At 67.2% G+C, this 24,521-nt stretch carries 25 protein-coding genes; 9 read left to right on the top strand and 16 right to left on the bottom strand.

Annotated elements, in window-relative coordinates; translation table 11 throughout:
* Positions 1-139 precede the first annotated feature (139 nt).
* On the top strand, positions 140-676 hold the full coding sequence (locus tag ACLJPD_RS21355; RefSeq protein ID WP_410874376.1) for a hypothetical protein: 537 nt from the start codon (positions 140-142) through the stop codon (positions 674-676).
* Here ACLJPD_RS21355 and ACLJPD_RS21350 read toward each other — a convergent pair.
* The 5 genes from ACLJPD_RS21350 to hsaA form a co-directional block, all read right to left on the bottom strand.
* Complete coding sequence (locus tag ACLJPD_RS21350) at positions 620-1,228, bottom strand: YdeI/OmpD-associated family protein (protein ID WP_410874375.1); 609 nt, start codon at positions 1,226-1,228, stop codon at positions 620-622. The genes ACLJPD_RS21355 and ACLJPD_RS21350 overlap by 57 nt on opposite strands.
* Before the next feature lie 95 nt (positions 1,229-1,323).
* Positions 1,324-1,899 (bottom strand): 3-hydroxy-9,10-secoandrosta-1,3,5(10)-triene-9,17-dione monooxygenase reductase subunit, encoded by a 576-nt coding sequence (hsaB, locus tag ACLJPD_RS21345; RefSeq protein WP_410874374.1) that lies wholly within the window; start codon positions 1,897-1,899, stop codon positions 1,324-1,326.
* A 17-nt stretch (positions 1,900-1,916) separates the two neighbouring features.
* Complete coding sequence (hsaC, locus tag ACLJPD_RS21340) at positions 1,917-2,822, bottom strand: iron-dependent extradiol dioxygenase HsaC (protein ID WP_410874373.1); 906 nt, start codon at positions 2,820-2,822, stop codon at positions 1,917-1,919.
* A complete protein-coding gene (hsaD, locus tag ACLJPD_RS21335) occupies positions 2,822-3,691 on the bottom strand; it encodes a 4,5:9,10-diseco-3-hydroxy-5,9,17-trioxoandrosta-1(10),2-diene-4-oate hydrolase (RefSeq protein ID WP_410874372.1) in 870 nt (289 codons plus the stop codon). The genes hsaC and hsaD overlap by 1 nt, the downstream gene beginning before the upstream one ends.
* 4 nt (positions 3,692-3,695) lie before the next feature.
* Positions 3,696-4,859, bottom strand: a complete 1,164-nt coding sequence (gene hsaA / locus ACLJPD_RS21330; protein ID WP_410874371.1) for a 3-hydroxy-9,10-secoandrosta-1,3,5(10)-triene-9,17-dione monooxygenase oxygenase subunit — start codon at positions 4,857-4,859, stop codon at positions 3,696-3,698.
* Between the two features lie 207 nt (positions 4,860-5,066).
* On the opposite strand from hsaA, the gene ACLJPD_RS21325 reads away from it, so the two are divergent.
* Together ACLJPD_RS21325 and ACLJPD_RS21320 are read left to right on the top strand one after the other, a co-directional pair.
* Entirely contained in the window at positions 5,067-6,242 is a 1,176-nt protein-coding gene (locus tag ACLJPD_RS21325) for a Rieske 2Fe-2S domain-containing protein (protein ID WP_410874370.1), read from the top strand.
* Between the two features lies 1 nt (position 6,243).
* The gene (locus tag ACLJPD_RS21320; RefSeq protein WP_410874369.1) at positions 6,244-6,666 is read left to right on the top strand and encodes a hypothetical protein; all 423 of its coding nucleotides are present in this window, start codon (positions 6,244-6,246) and stop codon (positions 6,664-6,666) included.
* Positions 6,667-6,677: 11 nt separating this feature from the next.
* On the opposite strand, the gene ACLJPD_RS21315 is transcribed toward ACLJPD_RS21320, so the two are convergent.
* The 7 genes from ACLJPD_RS21315 to ACLJPD_RS21285 all read right to left on the bottom strand — a co-directional run bounded on the left by ACLJPD_RS21315 (position 6,678) and on the right by ACLJPD_RS21285 (position 14,151).
* A complete protein-coding gene (locus ACLJPD_RS21315; RefSeq protein ID WP_410874368.1) occupies positions 6,678-7,916 on the bottom strand; it encodes an MFS transporter in 1,239 nt (412 codons plus the stop codon).
* Between the two features lie 16 nt (positions 7,917-7,932).
* On the bottom strand, positions 7,933-8,385 hold the full coding sequence (locus ACLJPD_RS21310; protein ID WP_410874367.1) for a MarR family winged helix-turn-helix transcriptional regulator: 453 nt from the start codon (positions 8,383-8,385) through the stop codon (positions 7,933-7,935).
* Between the two features lie 80 nt (positions 8,386-8,465).
* Complete coding sequence (locus ACLJPD_RS21305; protein WP_410874366.1) at positions 8,466-9,515, bottom strand: acyl-CoA dehydrogenase family protein; 1,050 nt, start codon at positions 9,513-9,515, stop codon at positions 8,466-8,468.
* Between the two features lie 10 nt (positions 9,516-9,525).
* Entirely contained in the window at positions 9,526-10,557 is a 1,032-nt protein-coding gene (locus ACLJPD_RS21300) for an acyl-CoA dehydrogenase family protein (protein WP_410874365.1), read from the bottom strand.
* Positions 10,558-10,585: 28 nt separating this feature from the next.
* Positions 10,586-11,728 carry an acyl-CoA dehydrogenase family protein gene (locus ACLJPD_RS21295; protein WP_410874364.1) on the bottom strand — a complete coding sequence of 381 codons (1,143 nt, stop codon included), beginning with the start codon at positions 11,726-11,728 and terminating at the stop codon, positions 10,586-10,588.
* Positions 11,729-12,601, bottom strand: a complete 873-nt coding sequence (locus ACLJPD_RS21290; RefSeq protein ID WP_410874363.1) for an enoyl-CoA hydratase — start codon at positions 12,599-12,601, stop codon at positions 11,729-11,731. It lies immediately after the preceding gene.
* Complete coding sequence (locus tag ACLJPD_RS21285; RefSeq protein ID WP_410874362.1) at positions 12,598-14,151, bottom strand: FadD3 family acyl-CoA ligase; 1,554 nt, start codon at positions 14,149-14,151, stop codon at positions 12,598-12,600. Before ACLJPD_RS21285 ends, ACLJPD_RS21290 begins: the two co-directional genes overlap by 4 nt.
* Before the next feature lie 79 nt (positions 14,152-14,230).
* Here ACLJPD_RS21285 and ACLJPD_RS21280 point away from each other — a divergent pair, with 79 nt between their 5' ends.
* The 5 genes from ACLJPD_RS21280 (at position 14,231) to ACLJPD_RS21260 (ending at position 20,109) form a co-directional block, all read left to right on the top strand.
* Complete coding sequence (locus ACLJPD_RS21280) at positions 14,231-15,412, top strand: acyl-CoA dehydrogenase family protein (RefSeq protein WP_410874361.1); 1,182 nt, start codon at positions 14,231-14,233, stop codon at positions 15,410-15,412.
* Entirely contained in the window at positions 15,409-16,215 is an 807-nt protein-coding gene (locus ACLJPD_RS21275) for an SDR family oxidoreductase (RefSeq protein ID WP_410874360.1), read from the top strand. Before ACLJPD_RS21280 ends, ACLJPD_RS21275 begins: the two co-directional genes overlap by 4 nt.
* 46 nt (positions 16,216-16,261) lie before the next feature.
* The gene (locus ACLJPD_RS21270; RefSeq protein WP_410874359.1) at positions 16,262-16,882 is read left to right on the top strand and encodes a TetR/AcrR family transcriptional regulator; all 621 of its coding nucleotides are present in this window, start codon (positions 16,262-16,264) and stop codon (positions 16,880-16,882) included.
* Positions 16,883-16,891: 9 nt separating this feature from the next.
* A complete protein-coding gene (locus ACLJPD_RS21265; protein WP_410874358.1) occupies positions 16,892-18,082 on the top strand; it encodes an acetyl-CoA C-acetyltransferase in 1,191 nt (396 codons plus the stop codon).
* 65 nt (positions 18,083-18,147) lie between these two features.
* Positions 18,148-20,109, top strand: coding sequence for a molybdopterin-dependent oxidoreductase (locus tag ACLJPD_RS21260; RefSeq protein WP_410874357.1), 1,962 nt, complete (start codon positions 18,148-18,150; stop codon positions 20,107-20,109).
* Positions 20,110-20,131: 22 nt separating this feature from the next.
* On the opposite strand, the gene ACLJPD_RS21255 is transcribed toward ACLJPD_RS21260, so the two are convergent.
* From ACLJPD_RS21255 to ACLJPD_RS21240, 4 genes are read right to left on the bottom strand one after another with little or no spacing between them, the layout of a single operon-like run.
* A complete protein-coding gene (locus ACLJPD_RS21255; protein ID WP_410874356.1) occupies positions 20,132-21,217 on the bottom strand; it encodes an NAD(P)H-dependent flavin oxidoreductase in 1,086 nt (361 codons plus the stop codon).
* Entirely contained in the window at positions 21,214-21,981 is a 768-nt protein-coding gene (locus tag ACLJPD_RS21250; RefSeq protein ID WP_410874355.1) for a CoA-transferase subunit beta, read from the bottom strand. Before ACLJPD_RS21250 ends, ACLJPD_RS21255 begins: the two co-directional genes overlap by 4 nt.
* Positions 21,978-22,868, bottom strand: a complete 891-nt coding sequence (locus tag ACLJPD_RS21245) for a CoA transferase subunit A (protein WP_410874549.1) — start codon at positions 22,866-22,868, stop codon at positions 21,978-21,980. The genes ACLJPD_RS21250 and ACLJPD_RS21245 overlap by 4 nt, the downstream gene beginning before the upstream one ends.
* Positions 22,865-23,629 carry an enoyl-CoA hydratase family protein gene (locus ACLJPD_RS21240; protein ID WP_410874354.1) on the bottom strand — a complete coding sequence of 255 codons (765 nt, stop codon included), beginning with the start codon at positions 23,627-23,629 and terminating at the stop codon, positions 22,865-22,867. The genes ACLJPD_RS21245 and ACLJPD_RS21240 overlap by 4 nt, the downstream gene beginning before the upstream one ends.
* A 70-nt stretch (positions 23,630-23,699) precedes the next feature.
* Between ACLJPD_RS21240 and ACLJPD_RS21235 the strand changes: the two genes are divergently transcribed.
* A complete protein-coding gene (locus ACLJPD_RS21235) occupies positions 23,700-24,476 on the top strand; it encodes an SDR family oxidoreductase (RefSeq protein ID WP_410874353.1) in 777 nt (258 codons plus the stop codon).
* Positions 24,477-24,521 lie beyond the last annotated feature (45 nt).

Here is a 24,521-nt window from a genome sequence, read left to right as displayed (position 1 = left end):
GGCCTGGTGATCATGTGTCCAACCCGACTCTTCATCGTCGCCGCCCTGCGTGAGTGATCTCGGGGGCTGTTCGCTTGCCTCCGTGCGGAGTTCAGCTCGTGAATCCGCTTGTCGGTGGGGTGGGGGACGATCTCGCGGCATGGGGGTAATCGATGAACCGTTTGTGGGGTCGTGGGCGTTGGCGGCGGGCGCGCTCACGCGACACCAGTTGCGCCATGACTTCGAGCGAGTTGTGCCGGATGTGTATTCGCGCAAAGGCAGACCGCTCGATGCGATCGGCCGGGCCAAGGCGGCGGTCCACTGGACCTGTCGACTTCCCCGCGACCAAGCCATCCCGGCCCTCGACGCCCTGTGCCGAGCCACCGGCCTCGACCCCTCGACTGCTCTGGCCTTCGCCGACGTTCACCAACGGGTGCGTGGCTGCGCGCGGGCGCGCGCTGTACTCGGGCTGGTCGATCCCGGCGCCGAGTCGCCGCCGGAATCGCTGACCCGCTTGCTGCTGATCGACTACTGGTCGATCATTCGCGTCAGTGCCGATCTGCTGCGTAACCGCCCTTACATCGTCATCGATCGCGTGGTGGCGGCGCTGAACGCGCGGGGTGCCCAGTTGGACGATGGATCACCAGGTCACCACGGCACTATCGCCAGAGAGCGGAAATCCCTGCGGGCCTGGTGATCTTGATTTCAAGGTGGTGATCGCGTGGGCGATGCGTCGGGTGCGGTCTTGGGGGGTGGTTGCTTGGAGGATGGGGAGGAACAGTCGGTACTGGTCGGAGCGGCTGAGGGCGGTGTAGGCGGTTCGGGCTTCGGGGGTTGTGGACAGGGCGGTGTGGAGGTCGGCGGGGGTTTCGGCGGTGCGTTGGCGCTCGTACGCGCCTGCCCAGCGGCCGTCGGCGACGGCCGACTCGATGGACGCGTATCCGGCGGGCTGCATGCATCCGGCGGTGATAAGGGCTTCGGCCTTGGCGACGTTGACTTGCGACCAGGGGCTGCGAGCTCGACGGGGGGAGTATCGCTGCAGGTAGTGGTGGGTGTCGAGGCTGCGGCGTTGGCTGTCGATCCAGCCGTAGCAGAGGGCGCCGTCCAGGGTTTCGGTGATCGTCACCGATGGCTCGGGTGCGCCCTTCTTCGCGATGCGCACCCAGACCTCGTCCGCGGACGAGTGGTGGGCGGACAGCCACGATTCCCAAGCTCTCGCGTCGGCGCAGATGAGGTATTCGATGGTCATGTGAACCATTGTCCAAGCCAAAGTGCTCAACGAATGAGCACTTAAGAATAAAGAAGCGGGCGTGGCCGCACAGTGCGCGGCCACGCCCGATCGATTCAGAGCCAGGTGTCGAGGCTGGTGGTGGTGAGGAAGTGGTCCAGGTCCGCGCGCCAGGGCGCCGGAGTGGTTTTGTCCGGCTCGATGCCGGTGTATTGGCCGCGATAGAACAGCAGGGGGCGGCCTGCGGTTGTCTCGGATTCCGACAGGGCGTGCACCCAGCCGATGACGATGTAGTGGTCGCCGCCGTCGACAACGGACTCGACGGTGCACTCGATCGTGGCCAGTGAGTCGTCGAGCACCGGCACGCCGAGTTCGGAAGTGCGCCAACCGACTCCGGCGAACTTGTCGGGTTCACGCGAACCGAAGCGCGCGCAGACCGGCTGCTGTTCCTCGGAGAGCACGTTCACGCAGAACTTGCCCGCCACCTCGATCGCCGCCCACGACCGCGACCCCTTGGTGGGGCAGAACAGGACAAGGGGCGGGTCGAGGGAGAGCGCGGCGAAGGACTGGCAGGCGAACCCGATGGGCGCACCGTCCGGATCGAGCGCGGTGATCACGGTGATGCCGGTGCAGAACTGTCCCAGCACAGTGCGGAACTGCCTGCCGTCGATCGCCGGTGTCTGTTCGGTCATGTCCCTGGCCGCCGTTCCTATTGCTGCCGAAATCCGACGGTGAAATCGTGACCCCACAGGCTGACCGCGGTCGATTCGCGGGCGACCCAGTCGTGGTCGTCGACTTCGAGTCCCTCACAGCCGAATTCGATATCGAACCCGCCGGGAGTCTTCATGTAGAAGGACAGCATCTTGTCGTTGATGTGGCGACCGAGGGTGGCCGACATCTTCACCTTCTTGCGGATGGCGCGGTCCAGGCAGAGGCCGACGTCGTCGGAGTTCTCCACCTCGACCATGAGGTGCACGATGCCGGTCGGATTCGGCAGCGGCAGGAACGCCAGCGCGTGGTGGCGCGGGTTGCAGCCGTAGAAGCGCAGCCAGGCCGGGTCGCCGTCGGCGGGCCTGCCGACCATCTGTGGCGGCAGGCGCATGGAGTCCCGCAGCCGGAAGCCGAGTACGTCCTGGTAGAACGCCTGTGCGGCGGCGTCGTCGGTGCAGGTCAGCACGACGTGCCCCAGGCCCTGCTCGGCGGTGACGAACTTGTGGCCGTAGGGGCTCACGAAGCGGCGGCCCAGGTACTGCGCGCCGTAGAACGCCTCCAGGGTGTTGCCGGACGGGTCCTGGAACCGGATCATGCCCTCGACCCGGCGCTCACCCAGCTCGTCCTTTGTGCCCTCGGTGAAGGCGACTCCAGCCTTGCCAAGGGTCTCGCGTAGCTGTTGCAGGCCGCGGGCGTCGGTGACCTCCCAGCCCGAGACCAGCAGCCGGTCCTGCTCGCCGGGAACGATCACCAGTCGCGCGGCGAAATCGTCCATGCGCAGGTAGAGGGCATCGGGGTCGAGCCCGGTGCCTTCCATCATCCCGAGCACCTTGAGGCCGTACTCGCGCCAGGCCGCCATGTCGGTGGCCTCGATGCGCATGTAGCCGAGGGCACGAATACTCATTACTTCTCCCCGAGGAAATCGACCGTGAGCCGGTTGAACTCGTCGAACTTCTCCAGCTGCGCCCAATGCCCGCAGCCACCGAATACGTGCAGCTGGACGCGCGGGATCACCTTGGTGGCGATGAGCGCGCCGTCCAGGGGGTTCACCCGATCTTCGCGACCCCAGATCAGCAGTACCGGCTGACGCAGTTTGTACGCGTCACGCCACAGCATGCCCTTCTCGTAGTCGGCACCGGCGAAGGACTTGCCCATCGCCTTCATCGCCGCCAGCGACTCGGGGGTGTTGGCGAGCGCGAACCGCTCGTCGATCAGTTCGTCGGTGACCAGCGACTGGTCGAAGACCATGATCCGCAGGAACTTCTCCAGGTTGTCCCTGGTCGGTTCGTAGGTGAACTTCGAGAGCAGCTTCACGCCCTCGGTGGGGTCGGGCGCGAACAGGTTGGTGCTCAGCCCGCCCGGACCCATCAGCACGAGTTTGCCCGCGCGTGTGGGGTGGTCGAGTGCGAACCGCACCGAGGCGCCGCCGCCGAGGGAGTTGCCGAGCAGGTGCACCCGGTCGGTGATCTCCAGGTGATCGAGCAGCGCGAGCAGTGCGTTGGAGCTGTGCACGAAGTACTGCGGGTGGTCGATCGGCTTGTCGGACTTGCCGTATCCCGGCTGATCGGGCGCGATCACGTGATAGTGCTCGGCCAGCACGGGGATATTGCGGGCGAAGTTCGACCACGCCGAGGCGCCGGGTCCGCCACCGTGCAACAGCACGATCGTGGTCGCGTTGCCCACACCGGCTTCGTGGTAGTGCAGTTTCAGATCGGGGGTGACCTGCGCGAAGCGTGAGGTCGTTTCGTAGGTCAGTTCAGCGGTCCGGGTCATCGGCTCACACCATGGCGTCGGTGACGGGCAGACCGAACTCGTGCGTGCCGTACATGACGTAGGCGCGCTCGGGATCGTTGGCCGCGTGTACCCGTCCGGCATGCGCATCACGCCAGAAGCGCTGCAGCGGAGTGCCGTTGGCGAGCGCGGTCGCGCCGGAGGACTCGAAGAGCTTGTCGATCGAGGCGATCACCCGACCGGTCGCACGCACCTGGTCGCGACGGGCGCGCACGCGCAGATCGAACGGCACCTCCTCGCCCGCCAGCAGCAGCGCGTACTCCTCGGCGACGTTGCCCGAGAGCTGACGCCACGCGGCGTCGATATCGCTGGCCGCCTCGGCCACGCGCACCTTGGCGAACGGGTCGTCCTTGGCGTTCTCGCCGGCGTAGGCCGCGCGCACGCGCTTGCCCTGGTGCTCGACGTGCGCCTCGTAGGCGCCGTAACCCATGCCGACGATCGGCGTGGAGATGGTGGTGGGGTGGATGGTGCCCCACGGCATCTTGTACACGGCGTCCGGATTCTGCTCGATGCCCGGCGCGCGGCCCTCGCTCATCGCGCGGAAGCTCAGGAACCGGTGCGTCGGGACGAAAACGTCCTCGACGACGACGGTGTTCGAGCCGGTGCCACGCAGGCCGACGACATTCCACACGTCATCGATGCGGTAGTCCGAGCGCGGGATCAGGAAGCTGCCGAAGTCGACCGGCTTGCCGTTCTTGATCACCGGACCGCCAAGAACCGCCCAGGTGGCGTGATCGGAACCCGAGGACCAGGCCCACGAGCCGCGCACGATGTAACCACCGTCGACGGCTTGTCCGGCACCCATCGGCGCGTACGAGGACGAGATGCGCACATCGGTGTCATCGCCCCAGACGTCCTGCTGGGCCTGCTGATCGAACAGCGCGAGGTGCCAGTTGTGCACCCCGATGATGCCCGCGACCCAGCCGGTGGAACCACACGCGCTGGCGAGCTTGCGCACGCTGTCGTAGAAGACCACCGGGTCGGCGGCGTGGCCGCCCCACTGCTTGGGCTGGAGCAGCCGGAAGAAACCGGTCTCTTGCAGCGCCTTCATGGATTCTTCGGGGATGCGGCGCAGGTCCTCGGCCTCCTGCGCGCGCTCACGCAGCGTCGGCAGCAGTGCCTCGACCCGTTCGGTCACTTCTTGCGTCATTTCGGAGCCCGCTCCTGCCTGTGTCGGATCGACAACCGGTTCTATTCGTCTGCTTGGTTCGACTCTGAGATTAGAACAGGTTCTCATTTCTGTCGAGAAGATCGCCCTACCTCGGATATAACAGGAGTAAGTACAGAAGTTCGCTGGACAACTGGCGTGAAGTGGCTCAGTTTTGTAACGTGTTCTAGTGAACGAGGAGGGTTCGGGATGGCGATCAACCCCAAGGTGAGGGAACTCGATGTCGGTGCACCGCCGACGAGGTTCGCGCGCGGCTGGCACTGCATCGGCCTCGCGTCGACCTACCGCGACGGTAAACCGCACGCGGTGGAGATCTTCGGTACCAAGCTTGTCGTGTGGACCGATACCAACGACGAGCTCCGCGTGCTCGACGCCTACTGCAGGCATATGGGCGGCGATCTGAGCATGGGCACGGTGAAGGGCGACGACATCGCCTGCCCGTTCCACGACTGGCGCTGGGGCGCGAGCGGAAAGTGCACCGCGATTCCGTACGCGCGCCGCGTTCCGCCGCTGGCCCGCACCAGGAAGTGGACCACGCTCGAGCGCAACGGTCAGCTGTTCGTCTGGCACGACCACGAGGGCAACGAACCGCCCCCGGAGGTCACGATCCCGCATATCGAGGGTCCGTACACCGACGCGCAGGGCAATCCGACCGAGACCCACGACAGCGGCTGGACCAACTGGACGTGGAACTCGCTGCTGATCGAGGGCGCCAACTGCCGCGAGATCATCGACAACGTCGTGGACATGGCGCACTTCTTCTACATCCACTACGCCTTCCCGACGTTCTTCAAGAACGTCTTCGAAGGCCATGTGGCGACGCAGTTCCTGGAGACCAAGGGTCGCCCGGATGTCGGCATGGCGGCCAAGCACGGCGGTGACACGCTGCTGAAGTCGGAGGCGTCCTACTTCGGGCCGTCCTACATGATCAATCCGCTGGTGAACATCTACAGTGGTTACGAGATCAAGGTTCAGCTGATCAACTGCCACTACCCGGTCAGCCAGGATTCGTTCGTGCTGCAGTGGGGCCTCACCGTCGAGAAGCCCAAGGGCCTGCCCGACGATGCCGCGCAGAAGCTGGCCGAGACGATGGCCAACTTCTTCGGCGACGGGTTCCTGCAGGATGTGGAGATCTGGAAGCACAAGTCCAAGGTCGAGAATCCGCTGCTCTGCGAGGAGGACGGCCCGGTCTACCAGCTGCGTCGCTGGTACGACCAGTTCTACGTCGACATCGCCGATGTCACCGAGAAGATGACCCAGCGCTTCGAATTCGAGGTCGATACGACCAAGGCGAACCAGGCGTGGGAGGCCGAGGTGGCGGAGAACCTGCGCCGCAAGGCCGAATCCGAAGAAGCGGGCGTGTGACATGACTCCCAGCGAGCCGCAAAGGTCCGGCGATCCGTCGCGGCTCGCTTCGGCGGAGCCGGGGTCGGGCGATTCCTCGCAGCGTGTGGGGACTCGCCCGACCTGGGCCAAAGCGCCCGATTTCGCGGATCAGCCCGTGCGGCAGGCAGCGGTGCGGGCGCAAACCGTGGTCGACAAACAGCACTATCTCGATACAGGTCTGACGCCGCTACGGTGTCAGACCTGTTCGGCGCAGGTGCTGGTGCGCAAGTCGAGCGCGCACCAGACCTCGGTGCAGTGGACCGACCGACCCGACGCGCACTGCCCGGTCTTCGCGCAGTTGGCCGCACACGGTGCGCGGCCGGGCCGACCCGAATCCTGTCCGTCACTGGAGAAGTCGATCAAGTGGGCGGTCGACGAGGGCGTGCTCGAGGTCGGTGAATAGTCGGCGCGACGTCAATCGCCGACGGTGACGGCTTGCGCTTCCTCGATGCTGTGTGGGGCGGGGTCGTGGTCGTCGATGTGGGCCAGCGCGCTGCGGCCGAGGAACAGCACCGCGACGGCGGCGGCGGTGAATGCCGCGCCGAGCCAGAACGGTAGTGACATGTTGTGCTCGCCGAGCTTGCCCGCCACCCAAGGCGCCGCCGCACCGCCACCGAATCGGACGAAGCTGTACGCCGCCGACGCGGTCGATCGTTCCACTGGCGCCGAGATCATCACGGCCTCGGTGATCAGCGTGTTGTTCACGCCGAGGAACGCGCCGGCGATGACGACGCCGACGATCAGCACGATCTTGTGCTCGGTGAACATCCCCATCACGGCCAGGTCGATCGCGAACAGGGCGAGCGAGAGGGCCATCATCGGCAGCGATCCGAAGCGCGCCTGCAGCTTCGGGGCGAGGAACACCGAGGACACGGCGAGCAGGATGCCCCAGCCGCAGAAGATGAAGCCGATCGCGTAGGTGCCCATGTCCAGCGGGAACGGGGTGAACGCGAGCAGGGTGAAGAAGCCGAAGTTGTAGAGCAGCGCGGTGATGCTGACGGTCAGTAATCCCTTGTGCCGCAATGCTTTGAACGGCGCGGTGATCGAGGTCGGATGCGCCGCCTTCGGCAGCTCGGGCAGTAGCACGACGATGGCGATGAAGGCCACGGCCATCAGCACCGAAACACCGAAGAACGGTCCACGCCAGCTGATTCCGCCGAGCACACCGCCGAGGAGCGGACCGGTAGCGATGCCGATACCGAGCGCGGCCTCGTAGAGAATGATCGCCTTCGCGACACCGCCGGTGGCCGCGCCGACGATGGTGGCCAGCGCCGTCGCGATGAACAGGGCGTTGCCGAGGCCCCAGCCTGCGCGGAAGCCGATGATCTCGCCGATGCTGCCGGACATGCCGGCCAGCGCGGCGAACACGATGATGATCGCCAGCCCGGCCAGCAGCGTCTTCTTGGCGCCGAAGCGGCTCGAGATGACGCCGGTGACCAGCATGGCGACACCGGTCACAGCCATGTAGCTGGTGAACAGCAGTGACACCTGCGAGGGCGTCGCGTTCAGCTGCTCGCCGATCGGCTTGAGAATGGGGTCGACCAGGCCGATGCCCATGAACGCGACCACGCTCGCGAACGCGACGGCCCAGACGGCCTTGGGCTGGCTGGTGGTTGCGGCGCTGTCGTCGCGAGTCAGCTGGGTGTTGCTCACTGGCGCTCCTGATGCATCACTGATGACCGCGGGCAACCGAGCGGAGGGCTGTCAGCAGGTCGTTCATGTCGGTATCGAGGCGGATCAGCCGATCGAGATCGAAATCGGCGAGTCCGGGTGCCATGGCGGCGGCGAACGCGCGCCTGGCCTCGGTGAGGCGGGTCCGGCCGGCCGGGGTGAGCTCGACGAGCGCTGCCCTGGAGTCGTGCGGGTCCTTGGTGCGGCCGGCGAATCCGTCGGTGACGAGTCGACCGATCAGCGCCGTTGCCGCCGGTTGGGAACATCTGTCGATCCGGGCGAAATCGCTCACCCGCAGACCGCCGTGCTCGTCGAGTACGGCCAGGGCCCGCAGGACCGCGCGGGGCAGATCGTCGTTGCTGATCGCCCCGGCCAGTCGGGTGAGCCGACCGGCAGTGACCAACAGGTCGACCACGATGTCGTCTGCGGATGGCTGCTCGGTCTGCTTCACAGGAGTTAATATTACATAAGCTAACTATCTAACTCAACATGCCGAAAAAGCCCTGGCCGCAACCAGGGCTTTCGGTGAGTTCAGGCCGCGACCGGGCGTCGGCCGGTGCCGAACAGTTCGGCGGTGGCGTGGGCCCGCTTGAAGTACAGGTGGGCGTCGTGTTCCCAGGTGATGGCGATGCCGCCGTGCAGCTGGATGGTCTCCGCCGCCACCGTGGTGAAGGCCTCGGTGCAGTGCTTGCGCGCGACCCAGGCGTCTTCGGCGGCCGATGGGCTGTTCTCGGCGACGGCCTTGGCGGCGGCCTGTGCGGCCGAGTCGGCCGACTCGACCAGCACGTACATATCGGCCATCCGGTGCTTGAGCGCCTGGAAGCTGCCGATCGGACGACCGAACTGCACGCGCGACGCGGTGTATTCGACCGTCATCTCCAGGCAGCGCCTCGCCGCGCCGACCTGCTCGGCAGCCATTGCCGCCCAGGCGATTTCGCGCAATCGGCGGCGCAGTACCGCTGGCTCACCGGTGCCGATCCGGGTGGCGGGGGCATCGGTGAACGTGATGGTGGCGAGTGTGCGGGTGGGGTCGAGTGCGGGTGTCGCGGTGACGGTCACGCCGGGGGCGTCGGCCGTTGTCTCGAACAGTCCGTCATCGGTCAGCACCAACAGCAGGTCAGCCTGCGCGCCGTGTAGTACGTAATAGGCTGCGCCACTGAGCTTCCCGTCGCTCACGCCAACTCCCGTCGAATCCCAGCCATCGGCGCCGGCCCAGCACAGGGCCGCCGTGCGCGACCCATCCGCCAGATCGGGCAACAGCCGGGCGCAGGACTGCTCGTCGTCGGCCAGCAGAACGGCCTGCACCCCGAGTACCGCCGACCCGAGCATCGGCACCCCACTCAGCGTGCGCCCCAATTCGCCGACGACCATGAGTGATTCGACGAGCCCGGCCCCCGCGCCACCCCACTGCTCCGGCACCGCGAGCGCGGCTACCCCGACCTGCTCGCACAGCATCCGCCACAACTTCGGGTCGTATCCGAGGTCGGTGTCCATGGCCTCGCGCAGCGCGGCAGGCGTGGCGTGCTTGCCGAGCAAGGCCCGCACGGAAGTACGGAATTCGAGCAGTTCATCAGATGACATGGGTTCCTCCTCAGACCGCTGCGACGGCGGCGCGTAGGGCGGCGGCGATTCTGGCGCGGTGGAAATCGGCTGTGCCCCAAGCGGTCCGCAGGGCGGCGACCTTGGTCAGCCACAGCGAGAGGTCGAATTCCGCGGTGTAGCCGATGGCGCCGTGCACCTGAAGGCCGGCGCGTGCGGCGCGATGAGCCGCGTCACCGCAGGCCACCATGGCCGCGGAGACGTCACGGGCGCGGTCGGTCGAATCCAGGGTGAGCGCAGCGCGGTACACCAGCGGTTCGGCCAGATCCAACGCGATCAGCACATCGGCGAGTTGCTGCTTCACCGCCTGGAATTCGCCGATCGCCCGACCGAACTGCTTGCGCTGCTTGGCGTAGGAGGTGGTCTGCTCGAGAATCGCTCGACCCGCACCGAGAAGCTGTGCGGCACAGGCGAGGACACCGCTGTCGAAGGCATAGTCGATGGCCGCTTCGACCTCGGAGCCCTCGGCGATCAACTCGTCGGCGGTGACCCGGAACAGCCTGCGGGCGGGGTCGATCGAGGTCACCGAACTCGCTCCTGCGCTGGTCTCGACATCGGAGGACAGCACGCCGAGTGCCAGTCGACCGTCGGCGGCGACGAGTACCGGCTCGGCGATATCGGCGTCGAGGGCGATGCCGCGCTGGGGCTCGAAGGTGATGGTGCCCAGCGCCTCGCCGCTCGCGAGCGCGGGCAACCAGCGCTGCGCGGGTGCGTCATCCGGAAGACGTTGCAGCAGTGCCGGGATCACGGCGGCGGATTCGATCACGGGTCCTGGCACGCCGCCGCGCCCGAGTTCGATCAGCGCGACGACCAGATCGACGGTGGTCGCGTCCGCCCCGTCGTACTTCTCGTCGACGAGCAAGCCGAAGACACCCATCTCGGCGATCTGCCGCAGCAGCGCGCGCCCCTTGCCGGTGTCACCACCGGCCCACGCGCGCACCGCCGCGGGCACCTGTCCGGCATCGAGAATCTTGCGCACCTCGGCGGCGAAGTCGAGCTGTTCGGTACTGAGCGCGAATCTCATCGCACACCTCCTGGATTGACGTGCGCGTTCATCGCTTGCTCTCGCGAGGGAGACCGAGGATGCGTTCGGCGATGATGTTGCGCTGGATCTCGTTGGTGCCCGCGTAGATCGGGCCGGAGAGGGAGAACAGGTAGCCGTCGGTCCAGGTGCTGCGCTGTTCGGCGGCCGCACCGAGCAGGTCAAGCGCCGTCTCGTGCATCGCGATGTCGAGCTCGGACCAGTACACCTTGGTTATCGACGACTCCGCGCCGAGCTGGCCACCGTCTTGGAGGCGGGTGACGGTGCCGAAGGTGTGCAGGCGATAGGACTCGGCGCCGATCCAGGCGTCTACCACCGCGTTTCGGGCGGCGGTGTCGCTGGGTTCGGTGGACTCGGTCCACAGGTCGACGAGCCGCTGCGCGGTGGCGCTGAATCGGCCGGGGCTGCGCAGGGACAGGCCGCGCTCGTTGGACGAGGTCGCCATCGCGACCCGCCAGCCTTCGTTCACCCCGCCGATCACATCGTGATCCGGCACGAAGACATCGTCGAGGAAGATCTCCGCGAAGCCGGGTTCGCCGTCGAGCTGGGGGATCGGCCGCACGCTCACACCCTCGGCGGTGAGCGGGAACATCACGTAGGTCAGCCCGTGGTGACGTTGCGCCTCGGGATCGCTGCGGAACAGCCCGAATGCCCAATCGGCGAAGGACGCGCGGGAGCTCCACGTCTTCTGGCCGTTGAGCAGCCAGCCGCCCTCGGTGCGCCGAGCGGTCGAACGCAGGCTCGCGAGGTCGCTGCCCGCCTCGGGCTCGGACCAGGCCTGCGCCCAGATGTCGTCACCGCGCGCCATCCGCGGCAGGATCCGCGCCAGTTGCTCGGGGGTGCCGTGCTCGAAGAGGGTCGGCGCGAGCAGGAAGATGCCGTTCTGCGCGACCCGCCCCGGTGCACCGGCGGCGTAATACTCCTGCTCGAACAGCACCCATTCGAGGATCGTCGCGTCTCGTCCACCGAACTCGCGCGGCCACGAGACCGCGGACAGCCGTGCCTCGGCGAGTTTCGCCTCCCATTCCCGGTGCGCGGCGAACCCTTCCGCCGTATCCATCGACGGCAACGGCGCGGACGGGACGTTGGCGGCGAGGAACTCGCGCACCTCCAGCTGGAATTCCCGGGCAGCCGGGTCGATCTCGAGATCCACTTACTTCGTCCCGTTCTGTTCGGTGGTGGCGGCGCTCTTCATCGAGCGAGCGTTCATCCCGCCCAGGGAATCGGCGCCGACCTCGGCGTTGTGCGCGTGTGCGAAATGGTGCAGCCCGAAGACCGAGTCCATGCCGCTGCGCATGCCCATCAGATCCTCGGCCTGGTTGACGGCCTTCTTGGTGAGCGCCAACCCGAATTGCGGCATGGCGGAGATCTTCTCGGCGAGCCCCATCACCTCGGCCTCGAGCTCGGCACGCGGCACGACCCGGTTGACCATGCCCCACTCCTTGGCCTGCGCCGCCCCGAACCGATCACCGGTGAACAGGAACTCCTTGGCCGCGCGCGGACCCATCACCCACGGGTGCGCGAAGTACTCCACCCCCGGAATGCCCATCCGGACAACAGGATCGGAGAAGAACGCGTCGTCGGAGCAGACGATCAGGTCGCACACCCAGGCCAGCATCAGCCCGCCCGCGATGCACGCGCCCTGGACCATCGCCACCATCGGCTTGGGTATCTCCCGCCAGCGCCTGCACATGCCGAGATACACCTCGGACTCGCGCGCGAACCGCTGATCACCGCCGGGACGGTCCAGGTGGTCCCACCACAGCGCGGCCTTGTTCTCGTAGTGCACATCGTGGTCGCGACCCGGCGTGCCGATGTCGTGCCCGGCGCTGAAGTGTTTTCCGTTGCCCGCCAACACGATCACCTTGACCTCGGGATCCTCGACGGCCCGCACGAAGGCGGCGTCGAGGGCGTAGGTCATCTTCGAGTTCTGCGCGTTGCGGAAGTCGGGCCGGTTCATGGTGACGACGGCGACCGATCCGCGCACCGCATAGGTGACGACCTCGGTCTCGGTTTCGGAACTCACGACTTCTCCTCACGTAGCTCACGCTTGAGCACCTTGCCCGCGGCGCTGTAGGGCAGCTGGTCGCGGAACTCGACGAGCCTGGGCACTTTGAAATTCGCCAATGTGGCTGCGGCGAAGGCGATCACCTCGTCCGCGGTCAGCGTCGAGCCTGCCCGGCGCACGACGACGGCCTTGCCGACCTCGCCCATCCGCTCGTCGGGCACGCCGATGACCGCCGATTCGGCGACACCGTCGAGCCTGGCCAGGGTCTGTTCGATCTCGGCGGGATACACGTTGAACCCACCGGTGATGTACATGTCCTTGAGCCGGTCGGTGATCTTCAGGTATCCGCGCTCGTCGACGATGCCGATGTCGCCGGTGTGCAGCCACCCGTCGGCGTCGATGGCCTCGGCGGTGGCCTCGGGATCGTCGAGGTAGCCCAGCATCACGTTCGGGCCGCGCAGCAACACCTCACCGGCCTCGGACAGGCGCAGTTCGAAGTCGGCGATCGGCCCGCCGCAGGTGTTGGCGATCGTGGCCGCGTCGTCGGAGGGGCGGCACATGGTGCCGAAACCGGCCGTCTCGGACAGGCCGTAGGCGGTGATGACGACCTCGAAGGCGAGATCGTCGCGCATCCGCTCGATCAGTACCACCGGCACTGTTGCCGCGCCGGTCACCGCCACGCGCAGCGAGGACAGGTCGCGCTCGGCACGCTGGGGATGCTCGAGGATGGTCTGGTAGATGGTCGGCGGACCGGTGAGCACGGTGATCCGCTCGGACTCGATGAGCGCCAGTGCGGCGGGCACATCGAAGGTGGCCTGCGGCACGATCGTGGCCCCGGTGACCAGGCACGCGAGAATGCCCGCCTTGTAACCGAAGTTGTGGAAGAACGGGGGGATGATCAGATACCGGTCGCCCGCGCGCAGGGTCGAACACTCGACCCAGGCGCGGACCACGCTCAGCGCCTGCCGGTGCGCGACGAGGGTGCCCTTGCTGCGGCCGGTGGTGCCGGAGGTGAACAGGATGTCGGAGATGTCGTCGGGACAGACCTGCGCGGCCCGCTCCTCGCCGGTCTCGGCGGAGACGGTCGCGGCCTGTCCAATCAACTCGTCCCAGGTCAGAGTCGTGCCGGCCGCCGCGCTCGCGGATGCCTCGACCGGGATGACAACGACAGTCCCGATACCGAGTTCCGGCGCCGCGGCCGCGAGTTCGGCCGCCCGATCGCGGCCGAGGAACGGACCGGCGACGAACAACGCCTTCGCGTCGACGCGGGCCAGCACGTCGACAGCCTCGGCCGCCACATATCGGGTGTTCAACGGCACCAGCGCGGCCCCGACGGAATGCGCGGCCAGCGCGGCGACCACCCAGTGGTGGGTGTTCGGCGCCCACATCGCGACCCGGTCGCCGGGCGCGATGCCGCGGGCGATCAGGGCGCGCGCGGCGATGCGGACCTGGTCGAGCAGCTCGGTCCAGGTCAGGCGGGTCGGGCCGTCGAGCAGGGCGGGCTCGTCCGGATGCGCCGCGGCGATGTGTCGCAGCGCCTGCGGGGTGGTGTGTGCAGGGGTTGTCACGGGGTCCTCACCGTAGTGCGGTCGCTGTTCTTGGCGAAGCAGCCAACAAAGCAAGTGCTTGGTAGGTTATCCTACCGAGGTGGGCGTGATCCAGACCTCAGATTCCGATACCGCGACCTCCGACGCGGAGTTTCGCGCGGAAATACGCGATTGGCTTGCCGAAAATCTCTCGGGCCAGTTCGCTGACCTGCGTGGAACCGGCGGCCCTGGCCGTGAGCACGAATTCTTCGAAGAGCGGTTGGCGTGGGACCGCCACCTCGCCCAGGCGGGTTGGACCTGCCTCGGCTGGCCGGTCGAATACGGCGGTCGCGATGCGAGTGTGCGCCAGCAGGTGATCTTCCACGAGGAATACGCGAAGGCCGACGCTCCCGCGCGGGTCTCGCACGTGGGTGAGGAACTGCTCGGCCCGACACTGCTGGCCTTCGGCACCGAGGAACAGAAGCAGCGCTTCCTTCCCGGCGTCCGCTCGGTCGGCGAGCTGTGGTGCCAGGGCTATTCCGAACCGGGCGCGGGCTCCGACCTCGCCGCGGTCAGCACCACGGCGCGCCTGGAAGGCGACAGGTGGGTGATCAACGGTCAGAAGATCTGGACGTCCCTCGCGCACGTCGCCGACTGGTGTTTCGTCATCGCCCGCACCGAGCGCGGCTCGAGCAGGCACAAGGGCTTGTCGTATCTGCTGGTCCCGATGAACCAGCCGGGCATCGAGGTGCGGCCGATCGAACAGCTCACCGGCACTTCCGAATTCAACGAAGTGTTCTTCGACAACGCGGTCACCGACGCGGACCTGGTCGTCGGCGAACCGGGTGACGGCTGGCCAATCGCCATGGGCACCTTGACCTTCGAACGCGGCATCTCCACCCTCGGCCAGCAGATCCGCTTCGCGCGCGAACTCTCCGACATCGAAGACCTGGCGCGGCGCACCGGCGCCGCCGACGACCCGCTGATCGCCGATCGCCTCGATCGCGCCTGGGTCGGTCTGCGGGTGCTGCGCGCGCACGCGCTGCGCACCATGAGCGAAGGCGACGACGGCGGCGCCTCGGTGTCGAAGTTGTTGTGGGCCAACTGGCATCGCGACCTCGGCGAACTGGCGATGGCCGTTCAGGGTGCGGCAGGACTGGTCCTCGGCCCCGACGACATGACCGCATGGCAGCGGCTGTACCTGTTCAGCCGCGCCGACACGATCTATGGAGGTTCGAACGAAGTGCAGCGCAACATCATCGCCGAGCGTGTGCTCGGCCTGCCGCGAGAGGCGCGCCCGTGACCGAGCAGAATTCCCCCCTGTCGGTCGCTCCGGCGCCGATTCCCGGGCACGGACTGCTGACCGGCCGCAAGGCCGTGATCACCGCGGCGGCGGGCACCGGTATCGGGTCGTCCACCGCGCGCAGGCTTCTCCAGGAAGGTGCCGATGTCGTCGTCTCCGATTGGCACGAACGGCGTCTGACCGAAACCGCCGAGGTGCTGTCGAAGGAATTCCCGGAGCAGAAGGTCGGTGCCGTGGTCTGTGACGTCCGCGACACCGGCCAGGTCAACCAGCTGATCAGCGCTGCCGCGGCGGAACTCGGCCGGATCGACATCATGGTCAACAACGCCGGCCTCGGCGGTGAGACCCCGGTGGTCGACATGACCGACGCGCAGTGGGACCAGGTTCTCGACATCACCCTCACCGGCACGTTCCGCTGCACCCGTGCCGCCCTCGGCTACTTCCGTGGCGCAGGCCACGGCGGCGTGATCGTCAACAATGCCTCCGTCCTCGGCTGGCGCGCCCAGCACGGCCAAGCGCACTACGCCGCCGCGAAGGCGGGCGTGATGGCGCTGACCAGGTGCAGCGCGGTCGAAGCCGCCGAATTCGGCGTGCGGATCAATGCCGTCGCGCCGAGCATCGCCCGCCATCCGTTCCTGGACAAGGTGAGCTCGGCCGAATTGCTCGACTCGCTCAGCGAGCGCGAGGCCTTCGGTCGCGCCGCCGAACCATGGGAAGTGGCGGCAACGATCGCCATGCTGGCCAGTGATTACACCTCGTATCTGACCGGCGAGGTTGTCTCGGTGAGCAGTCAGCGCGCATGATCGCCGCGGCGGGTTCAGCTGAACCAAGCAAGTGCTTGGTTGTACGATGACGAGTGTGACCGCACCCGACACCGTGAAACGCACCCGCCGCGCCGAGCTGCTCGACCTCGCCGCAGGCCTGTTCGCCGAACGCGGCATGCGTGCCACCACGGTGCGCGACATCGCCGACTCGGCGGGCATCCTGTCGGGCAGTCTCTACCACCACTTCGACTCCAAGGAGTCGATGGTCGACGAGATCCTGCGCGGCTTCCTCGACGACCTGTTCGGCCGCTACCGCGAGATCGCGGCCGCGTCGCTGAGTTCGCGAGACACCTTGGAGGCCTTGGTAATCGCCTCCTACGAGGCGTTCGACCGACACCACGCCGCAGTCGCGATCTACCAGGCCGAGGCCAAGAACCTGCGCGATGTAGAACGGTTCGCCTACATCCGCGACTTCAATATCGAGTTCCGCGATCTGTGGCGCCGGGTGCTCGCCGCCGGTGTCGCCGACGGCAGCTTCCGGCCCGAACTCGACGTGGAACTAGCGTTCCGCTTCCTGCGCGACACCGTGTGGGTGGCCGTGCGCTGGTACACCCCCGGCGGCCCGATCACCGTGAAAAACCTTGCCCAGCAATATCTCACCATCGTGCTCGACGGGCTCACCCTGCCCGGGAGCACCACGCACTAGGAGTCTTCGATGACCGCACCCGCCGAGCGCCGCCCCTACACCCCGTTGCGGCAGGCCTATGTGATCGATGCGGTGCGTACCGCGGTCGGCAAGCGCAACGGCGCGCTGGCCGGCGTGCACCCGGCCGACCTCGGCGCCGCCGCCCTGCGCGGGCTCATCGAGCGCACCGGGATCGACCCCGCCGTCGTCGACGACGTGATCGTCGGCTGCGTGGACAACGTCGGTCCGCAGGCGGGCAATATCGGTCGCACCATGTGGCTGACCGCGGGCTACCCGGAAGAGGTTCCCGGCGTCACCGTCGACCGGCAGTGCGGGTCGAGCCAGCAGGCGATCAACTTCGGCGCCCAAGCCATCATGAGCGGCACCGCCGAGGTGATCGTCGCGGGCGGCGTGCAGAACATGAGCGCCATCCCGATCTCGGCGGCCATGCTGGCGGGCAAGGAATACGGCTTCGACTCCCCGTTCGTCGGCGCCACCGGCTGGGACTCCCGCTACGGCACCGGCGAGGTCTCGCAGTTCCGCGGCGCCGAACTGATCGCCGAGAAGTGGGGCATCACCCGCGAGGACATGGAGCAGTGGGCGCTGCGCAGCCACGAACGCGCTCGCGCGGCCATTGCCGAAGGCCGCTTCGAGGCCGAGATCGTGCCGGTCGGTGACTTCACGGTCGACCAGGGCCCGCGCGAGACCAGTCTCGAGAAGATGGCGACCCTGCAGCCGCTGAGCGAGGGCAGCCCGCTCACCGCCGCCGTCGCCAGCCAGATCTCCGACGGTGCCAGCGCGACCCTGCTCGCCTCGGAATGGGCGGTCGCGGAATACGGCCTCACCCCGCGCGCCCGGATCCACCATGTGAGTGCACGCGGCGCGGACCCGATCTTCATGCTCAGCGCCCCGATCCCGGCGACGCAGTGGGCGCTCGAGAAGACCGGGCTGACCATCGACGACATGGACGTCATCGAGATCAATGAGGCTTTCGCGCCGGTGGTGCTGGCCTGGATCAAGGAGATCGGCGCCGACCCGGCGAAGGTGAACGTCAACGGTGGGGCCATCGCGCTGGGCCATCCGCTCGGCGCGACGGGTGCGAAACTGTTCGCCACCCTGCTGCACGAGCTCGAGCGCGTGAACGGCCGCTACGGCCTGCTCACCATCTGCGAGGGTGGCGGCACGGCCAACGTGACCATCATCGAGCGGCTCGGCGCCTAGATCTGCGGGTTCCGGCAGCGATGCCACCTCCGACGGGTGATGTTCCTCCGGCCTACGATGGCCTGGTGAAGGTGCTCGGCGCATGCCCGCTCGATTGCCCCGACGCGTGCTCGTGGGTGGTGACCGTCGAGGACGGGGTTGCGACCGGGCTCCGGGGGAACAAGGAACATCCGGTCACGCGCGGTGCGCTGTGTGTGAAGGTGAACCGGTATCTCGAGCAGGTCGGTGCGCCGGACCGGCTCCGGTATCCGATGCGCCGGGTCGGGCCGAAGGGGTCGGGGCAGTTCGAGCGGATCAGCTGGGACACCGCGCTCGACGAGATCGCCACGCGGGTCACCGGCATCATCGACGAATTCGGCGGTGAGGCGGTCTGGCCGTTCCACGGGACCGGCAGCCTCGGCTATATCCAAGGGCTGGAAGGTCTTCCGGGGCGCCGGATGTTCAACCTGCTCGGAGCCTCGCACCACGCGCCGACCATCTGCTCGGTCGCGGGTGGCGCGGGCCTGCGCTATACCCTCGGCACCTCCGGCGGCATGGATCCCGAGGATTTCGCGAAGTCGAAGCTGATCCTGCTGTGGGGCACCAACCCGCTCAGCTCCGGTCACCACCTGTGGAAATTCATCCAGGACAGTGGCGCCTACCTGGTCTCCATCGACCCCATTCGTACCAAGACCGCCGAACGTTGCGACGAACACCTCGCCCCGCTGCCCGGCACCGATGCGGCGCTGGCGCTCGGCCTGCTGCACGTGGTGGTCTCGCTGGGCGCACAGGATTCCGAGTACATCGCCGAGCACACCGAGGGCTGGCCCGAATTCCGGGATCGCATCGAGGAATTCACGCCTGAGCGAGTCGCCGCGATCACGGGTTTGCGGGAAGAGCAGATCATCGCGCTCGGTGAGCGGATCGCGCGCACCAGGCCGACTGCCATCCGCGCGTCGCAAGGCATGCAGCGGCATGCGGGCGGCGGGATGGCGCTACGGGTGCTGGGATGCCTGCCCGGCGTCACCGGCGACTGGGCGATACCAGGTGGGGGACTGCACTATTCGACGAGCGGGCACTTCCGGCTCGACGAGGCGGCACTGCATCGCGATGACCTGCTGCCGCACCCGGTCCGCACACTGTCGATGACCCGCCTCGGCGAAGCGCTGCTCGAGACCGAAGGGCCACCGGTCAAGGCGCTGTTCGTGATCGGGGCCAATCCGGTCGGTTCGAATCCCGATCAGCGTCGCGTGATCGAGGGGCTGTCGCGCGAAGACCTGTTCACCGTGGTCCTCGAGCACTTCGGCACCGACACCGTCGACTACGCCGACATCGTCCTGCCCGCCACGATGCAGCCCGAACACCTCGATGTGCTCGCGGGTTACGGGCACCTCTATCTGATCTGGAACGAACCGGCCGTCGAGCCGCCCGGCGAATGCCTCTCCACCACAGAGACTTTCCGTCGACTCTCCCAGCACTTCGGTCTCACAGAGCCCGCGCTCTACGACTCCGACGAGGAACTGGCCGCACAACTGCTCAAGGGCTTCGACCTCGAACGTCTTCGTGCGGACGGGTTCCTGAAGGTGCAGGCCGGTCCGGTCCCTGAAGGCAAACTCCAATTCGTGTCCACCAGGGCGGAATCGGCAGGTCACGACCGCATGCCGGACTACACACCCCCCGCCGACGCCGGCGACGGTCTGGTGCTGATCTCCGCCGCCTCGCACTACTTCCTGAACAGCACCTTCGGCTCCAACCCCGAATTACGCCGCAGAGCAGGTGAATCCAGCATCACCCTGCACCCCGATGACGCCATCGCGCGTGGCATCGTCGATGGTGCCGCCGTGGTCGTGTCCAATGCTCGCGGCTCCTTCGAGGCAGTCGCCGAGGTGTCGGACCGGGTGCGGCCCGGCGTCGCGGGTACCACCAAAGCTCGCTGGGCCAAGTTCAGCGGCGGTACCACCGTGAATGCCACGATCGCCGAACGTGATTCGGACTACGGCGGCGGCGCGGTATTCCACGACAACCGAGTCAGCGTGACACCGCGATGACCTGTCGGGGAGCCTCGATCGGTCAGTGAGTTTCGGTGGCGGGCTCGCTGGTCAACGCATTGACCGCCGCGATGCGGGCCACCGCGTCGGTGACGATCTGGTCGATCAGTTCCGCCACGGTCGGCAGGCTGTCGATGATGCCGGTGACCTGGCCCGCGGGCAGCACGCCCGCGTCGGTGCGGCCCTCGACGAGACCGGCCTTGGTCAGCATGGCCGAGTTCGCGGCCATCACGACCTGAGACCAACTGAGGTCCTTGGTCTTTCGCATCGCCAGGCCGTCGCGGGCCAGGGTCGACCACTTCATGCCGGTCATCGACTTGAACTTGGCCGCGTTCGACACCGCCGCCGAAAGACCTCGCCAGCCACCGGAGTGCTCGAGCTTGGTCACCAGTTCGGTGTTGAGCATCCGATGCGGCATGCCGTCGACCTTCACCGACACCACGGTGTCCTGCAGGCCGCGAGCCAGATACTCCTGCTTCACCGCCTCGGGGACGGTGCTCTCCTGGGTGAGTAGGAAACGGGTGCCCATCGCGACGCCCGCCGCACCATAGGACAGCGCGGCGGCGAGACCGCGACCGTCGAAGAAGCCGCCCGCCGCGATCACCGGAATGTCGACCGCGTCGAGCACCGACGGCAGCAGCAGCGTGGTGGCGACCGGGCCGGTATGACCGCCGCCTTCACCACCCTGCACGATCACCGCGTCGGCACCCCATGACGCCACCTTCACCGCGTGCTTGGCCGCTCCGATCGACGGAACAACCACGACACCGGCATCTTTGAGCCGCGCGATGAGTTCCTTCTTCGGCGCCAGCGCGAACGACGCGACCCGAACCCGCTCACGGATGAGCAGTTCGATGCGCTCGGCGGCATCGGTGGCGTCGGCGCGGATGTTCACGCCGAAGGGCTTGTCGGTGAGCGACTTGGTCTTGGCGACCGCCGCTTCCAGCTCCTCGAAAGTCATGGTCGCCGAGGCGAGAATGCCGAGTCCGCCCGCGTTGGCGGTGGCCGCGACCAGCCTGGGCCCGGCGACCCAGCCCATCCCGGTCTGCACGATCGGGTGCTCGATGCCGACCAGTTCGGTCAGTGGAGTCCGCAAACGCCCGCTCACGCCGCAACTTCCTTCTCGCGGAAACCCTTGGGGTCGAGCACGGTGCGGATGATCCGCAGCTCTTCCTCGGTGGGCAGCCGGGTCTCGCCCGCGGTACCCAGCTCGGCGATCTCGAACGAGGTGTTCTCAGCGACCTCGGCCGCGCTCACGCCAGGGTGCAGCGAGAGTGCGCGCAGGGTGTGGTCGGGGCCGTTGAAGTCGAACACACCCAGGTTGGTCACCACGCGGTGCAGATGGTGGAAGCGGTACGCCGGATTCTCGGGATCGATTCTGTCGTAGCCGATTCCGGAGATGATGTCGACCTTGTCGACGAATACCCGGTTGTTGTGCCGGGGCACGAAGTAGCTGGTCGCGTGGTTGATGGTGTTGCCTGGCGCGCCACGCACACCGAACATCTGGCGCGACGGCTGCTGCAACGGACCGAAGGCCGACAGATTCTGGTTCCCGAACCGATCGATCTGATTCGCACCCATCACCACATGACGACGGCCTGCGGCGACCACATCGAACACCCGCGAGAACGGAATCCAGCCCTCGACAGGAGCTTTCGCGCCGATGGCGGGCACCTCGGCGAAGAACAGCGCCTCACCGTCGGACAGCAGCAGATCGGGTTCGAAGGTGAGCCGGGCCAGTCGCGCGCCGATGGTGGTGATCGTCGACATCGGGCTCGCCATGATCTCGCCCGCCCCACGGAAGATCTCCGCCGCCGCGACGACACAGACCTCGGCACGCGTGGTGGGCCCACTCTGCACTGCGGAATTCATAGCTGCTGCTCCTCGGCGAAAGTGGCGACGGCGGACTGGTATTCGTCTTCGGAGACGTCGAGGTAACGAGCCTTGAACTCGGCCCACGACTCCGGCGTCTTCGCGGCCGCCACATAGTGCTTCTGAAACTTCTCGTCGCGGCCGTAGCTGCCGGAGAAGGTGAAGTGCGCACCGCCGGGCGACTCGACCACACCGTCGACCAGCATGCGGTTGAGGATGATCGACTGCTGTGGAACGGCTTTCACCAGTTCCTCGGTCTCGACGAGGCGATCCACCGAGACATAACGGCGCTGCGCGGCCAGGCAGTACAGATCGTCGAAGTACGGATCGACGCCCGTGTAAGCGGCGTTGCCGTGCTTGTCGGCCAGATCGAGATGCACGAACGACGCGTCGAGATTCAGCGCGGGCATCGCGACCAGCGTTTCGATCCGACCGTCAGCGGCGGGATAGGGCGACGCGACGGTCTTCAGCTCACCCTCCCAGAAGTCGAGCACCGACGACCCGAGCCCGGCCCGGATCGGCAGGAACGGCAGTCGCGCCGCGGCTGCCTGCAGCCCGCACTTCACCATCCCCTCGTCCATCTCGCGCACGGTGATCGCACCCTCGGTGCGGGCCTTCGCGAACCACGGGTCGTAGAACGGCGCCGAATCCAGCGACACGAACCCGTAGTAGGCCTTGCGGACCTTGCCCGCCGAGCACAGCAGACCCAGATCGGGGCCGCCGTAGGTGACCACGGTGAGGTCGGTGACGTCGGAGCGCAGCAGCGCGCGTACCAGCGCCATCGGTTTACGCCGCGAACCCCAGCCGCCGATCCCGATGGTCATGCCGCTGCGCAGCTCGCCGACCACCTCATCGAGGGTCATTCTCTTGTCGCGCATGGCGGTCAGCTCTCCTTCTTCTGCGCGGCGAGATCGTCATCGAAGCGCGCCCTGATCTCGTCGGCGACACCGGCGAGGTTGAGCTCCATCGTGAAGCCCTGTTCGTAGCGGTAGGAACGATGCACGTCCTGCACGTCGATACCGTTGAGCGCGCGCTTGGCGGCCCGGATCACGCGGCCGTCCTTGTTCGCGATGTTCTTCGCGACTTCCATTGCGGCAGCGTCGAGTTCGGCGCGCGGCACCACCTTGTACACCGAGCCGAAGTGGTGCAACTGCTGGGCGGTGAGCTTGCCCGCGGTGTAGAACATGGTGCGCATCAGGTGCTGGGGGACCAGTCTGGACAGGTGCGTGGCGGCACCGAGCGCGCCGCGGTCCACTTCGGGCAGACCGAACGTGGCGTCGTCGGAGGCGACGATGACGTCGGAATTACCGACCAGGCCGATGCCACCGCCGAGGCAGAAGCCGTTCACGGCGGTGACCACCGGCACCTCGCAGTCGTAGACCGCGGCGAAGGCCTCGAAGCAGCCGTGGTTGGCGCGGATGAGCGCGGTATGGCCGGAGTCGGCGTTCATCTCCTTGATGTCGACGCCCGCGTTGAACCCGCGGCCTTCCGCGCGCAGCACGACCACCCGGGTCTCCTGGTTGCGGCCCGCTGCCCTGACGGCCTCGGCCAGCGCGAACCAGCCGTCCGAGGGCAGGGCGTTGACCGGCGGATAGTCGACTGTGACGACTTCGACGCCGTCGGCTTCGGTGTGACGGTTTATCCCCATCGCGATGTCCCCTCGTGGGAGCCTCGGCGAACCCGAGACAAAGCAAGCAATTGCTTGGTAGGTTAACACGGTGGCTGTAGAAATCGACCTTTCCGAGCAGATCGTTTTGGTGACGGGCGGTGTGCGCGGCGTCGGCGCCGGAATCAGCCGGGCCTTCCTCGCCGCGGGCGCGACGGTGCTGACCTGCGCGCGCAGACCGGCCGACGAACCCATCGTGGTGGGGGACCGCAGCACCGAACACCTGCTCTGCGATGTGCGCGACGTCGACGCGGTGTCGGCCATGTTCGCCGAGATCGTCGCCAGGCACGGCCGGATCGACCATGTGGTGAACAACGCCGGTGGCGCGCCGTTCGCGCTGGCCGATGCCGCCAGCCCCAAATTCCACACCAAGATCGTGGAGCTGAATCTGCTCGCGCCCCTGTTGATCTCCCAGCAGGCCAACGCGCTGATGCAGAAACAGGACGCGGGCGGCTCGATCGTGATGATCACCAGCGTCAGCGGGCACCGCCCCTCACCCGGCACCGCCGCCTACGGTGCGGCCAAGGCGGGCCTGGACAACCTGGTCACCTCCCTGGCCGTCGAGTGGGCCCCGAAAGTCCGACTCAACTCCGTCGTCGTCGGCCCCGTGGAAACCGAACTCAGCCACCTGCACTACGGCGACGCCGACGGGGTCGCCGCCGTCGGCGCGACCGTGCCGATGGGCAGAATGGCGCGCCCAGCCGACGTAGGCAACGCCGCCCTCTTCCTGACTTCACCCCTGGCCGCCCACATCAGCGGCGCCGCCCTACTCGTCCACGGCGGCGGCGAACGCCCCGCCTTCCTCGACGCAGCCAACGCGAACAACTAGCTCGTTACTTCCGCCCAGACCGACCTCGCGGCGTAATCGCCGCTG

Origin of the sequence: Nocardia sp. A7 (assembly GCF_046549215.1) — a bacterium.
Lineage (GTDB): Bacteria > Actinomycetota > Actinomycetes > Mycobacteriales > Mycobacteriaceae > Nocardia.
The sequence above is the reverse complement of the archived record's forward strand: the minus strand, read 5'-3'. Positions and strand labels throughout refer to the sequence as shown.

Excerpts from the sequence above, each read along its gene's own strand:
- ACLJPD_RS21320 (WP_410874369.1), top strand. The coding sequence starts at position 6,244 with ATGACTCCCAGCGAGCCGCAAAGGTCCGGCGATCCGTCGCGGCTCGCT.
- ACLJPD_RS21240 (WP_410874354.1), bottom strand. The coding sequence starts at position 23,629 with ATGGGGATAAACCGTCACACCGAAGCCGACGGCGTCGAAGTCGTCACA.
- ACLJPD_RS21350 (WP_410874375.1), bottom strand. The coding sequence starts at position 1,228 with ATGACCATCGAATACCTCATCTGCGCCGACGCGAGAGCTTGGGAATCG.
- hsaC (WP_410874373.1), bottom strand. The coding sequence starts at position 2,822 with ATGAGTATTCGTGCCCTCGGCTACATGCGCATCGAGGCCACCGACATG.
- ACLJPD_RS21300 (WP_410874365.1), bottom strand. The coding sequence starts at position 10,557 with ATGAGATTCGCGCTCAGTACCGAACAGCTCGACTTCGCCGCCGAGGTG.
- ACLJPD_RS21305 (WP_410874366.1), bottom strand. The coding sequence starts at position 9,515 with ATGTCATCTGATGAACTGCTCGAATTCCGTACTTCCGTGCGGGCCTTG.
- hsaD (WP_410874372.1), bottom strand. The coding sequence starts at position 3,691 with ATGACCCGGACCGCTGAACTGACCTACGAAACGACCTCACGCTTCGCG.
- hsaB (WP_410874374.1), bottom strand. The coding sequence starts at position 1,899 with ATGACCGAACAGACACCGGCGATCGACGGCAGGCAGTTCCGCACTGTG.
- ACLJPD_RS21250 (WP_410874355.1), bottom strand. The coding sequence starts at position 21,981 with ATGAATTCCGCAGTGCAGAGTGGGCCCACCACGCGTGCCGAGGTCTGT.
- ACLJPD_RS21270 (WP_410874359.1), top strand. The coding sequence starts at position 16,262 with ATGACGAGTGTGACCGCACCCGACACCGTGAAACGCACCCGCCGCGCC.
- hsaA (WP_410874371.1), bottom strand. The coding sequence starts at position 4,859 with ATGACGCAAGAAGTGACCGAACGGGTCGAGGCACTGCTGCCGACGCTG.
- ACLJPD_RS21325 (WP_410874370.1), top strand. The coding sequence starts at position 5,067 with ATGGCGATCAACCCCAAGGTGAGGGAACTCGATGTCGGTGCACCGCCG.
- ACLJPD_RS21265 (WP_410874358.1), top strand. The coding sequence starts at position 16,892 with ATGACCGCACCCGCCGAGCGCCGCCCCTACACCCCGTTGCGGCAGGCC.
- ACLJPD_RS21355 (WP_410874376.1), top strand. The coding sequence starts at position 140 with ATGGGGGTAATCGATGAACCGTTTGTGGGGTCGTGGGCGTTGGCGGCG.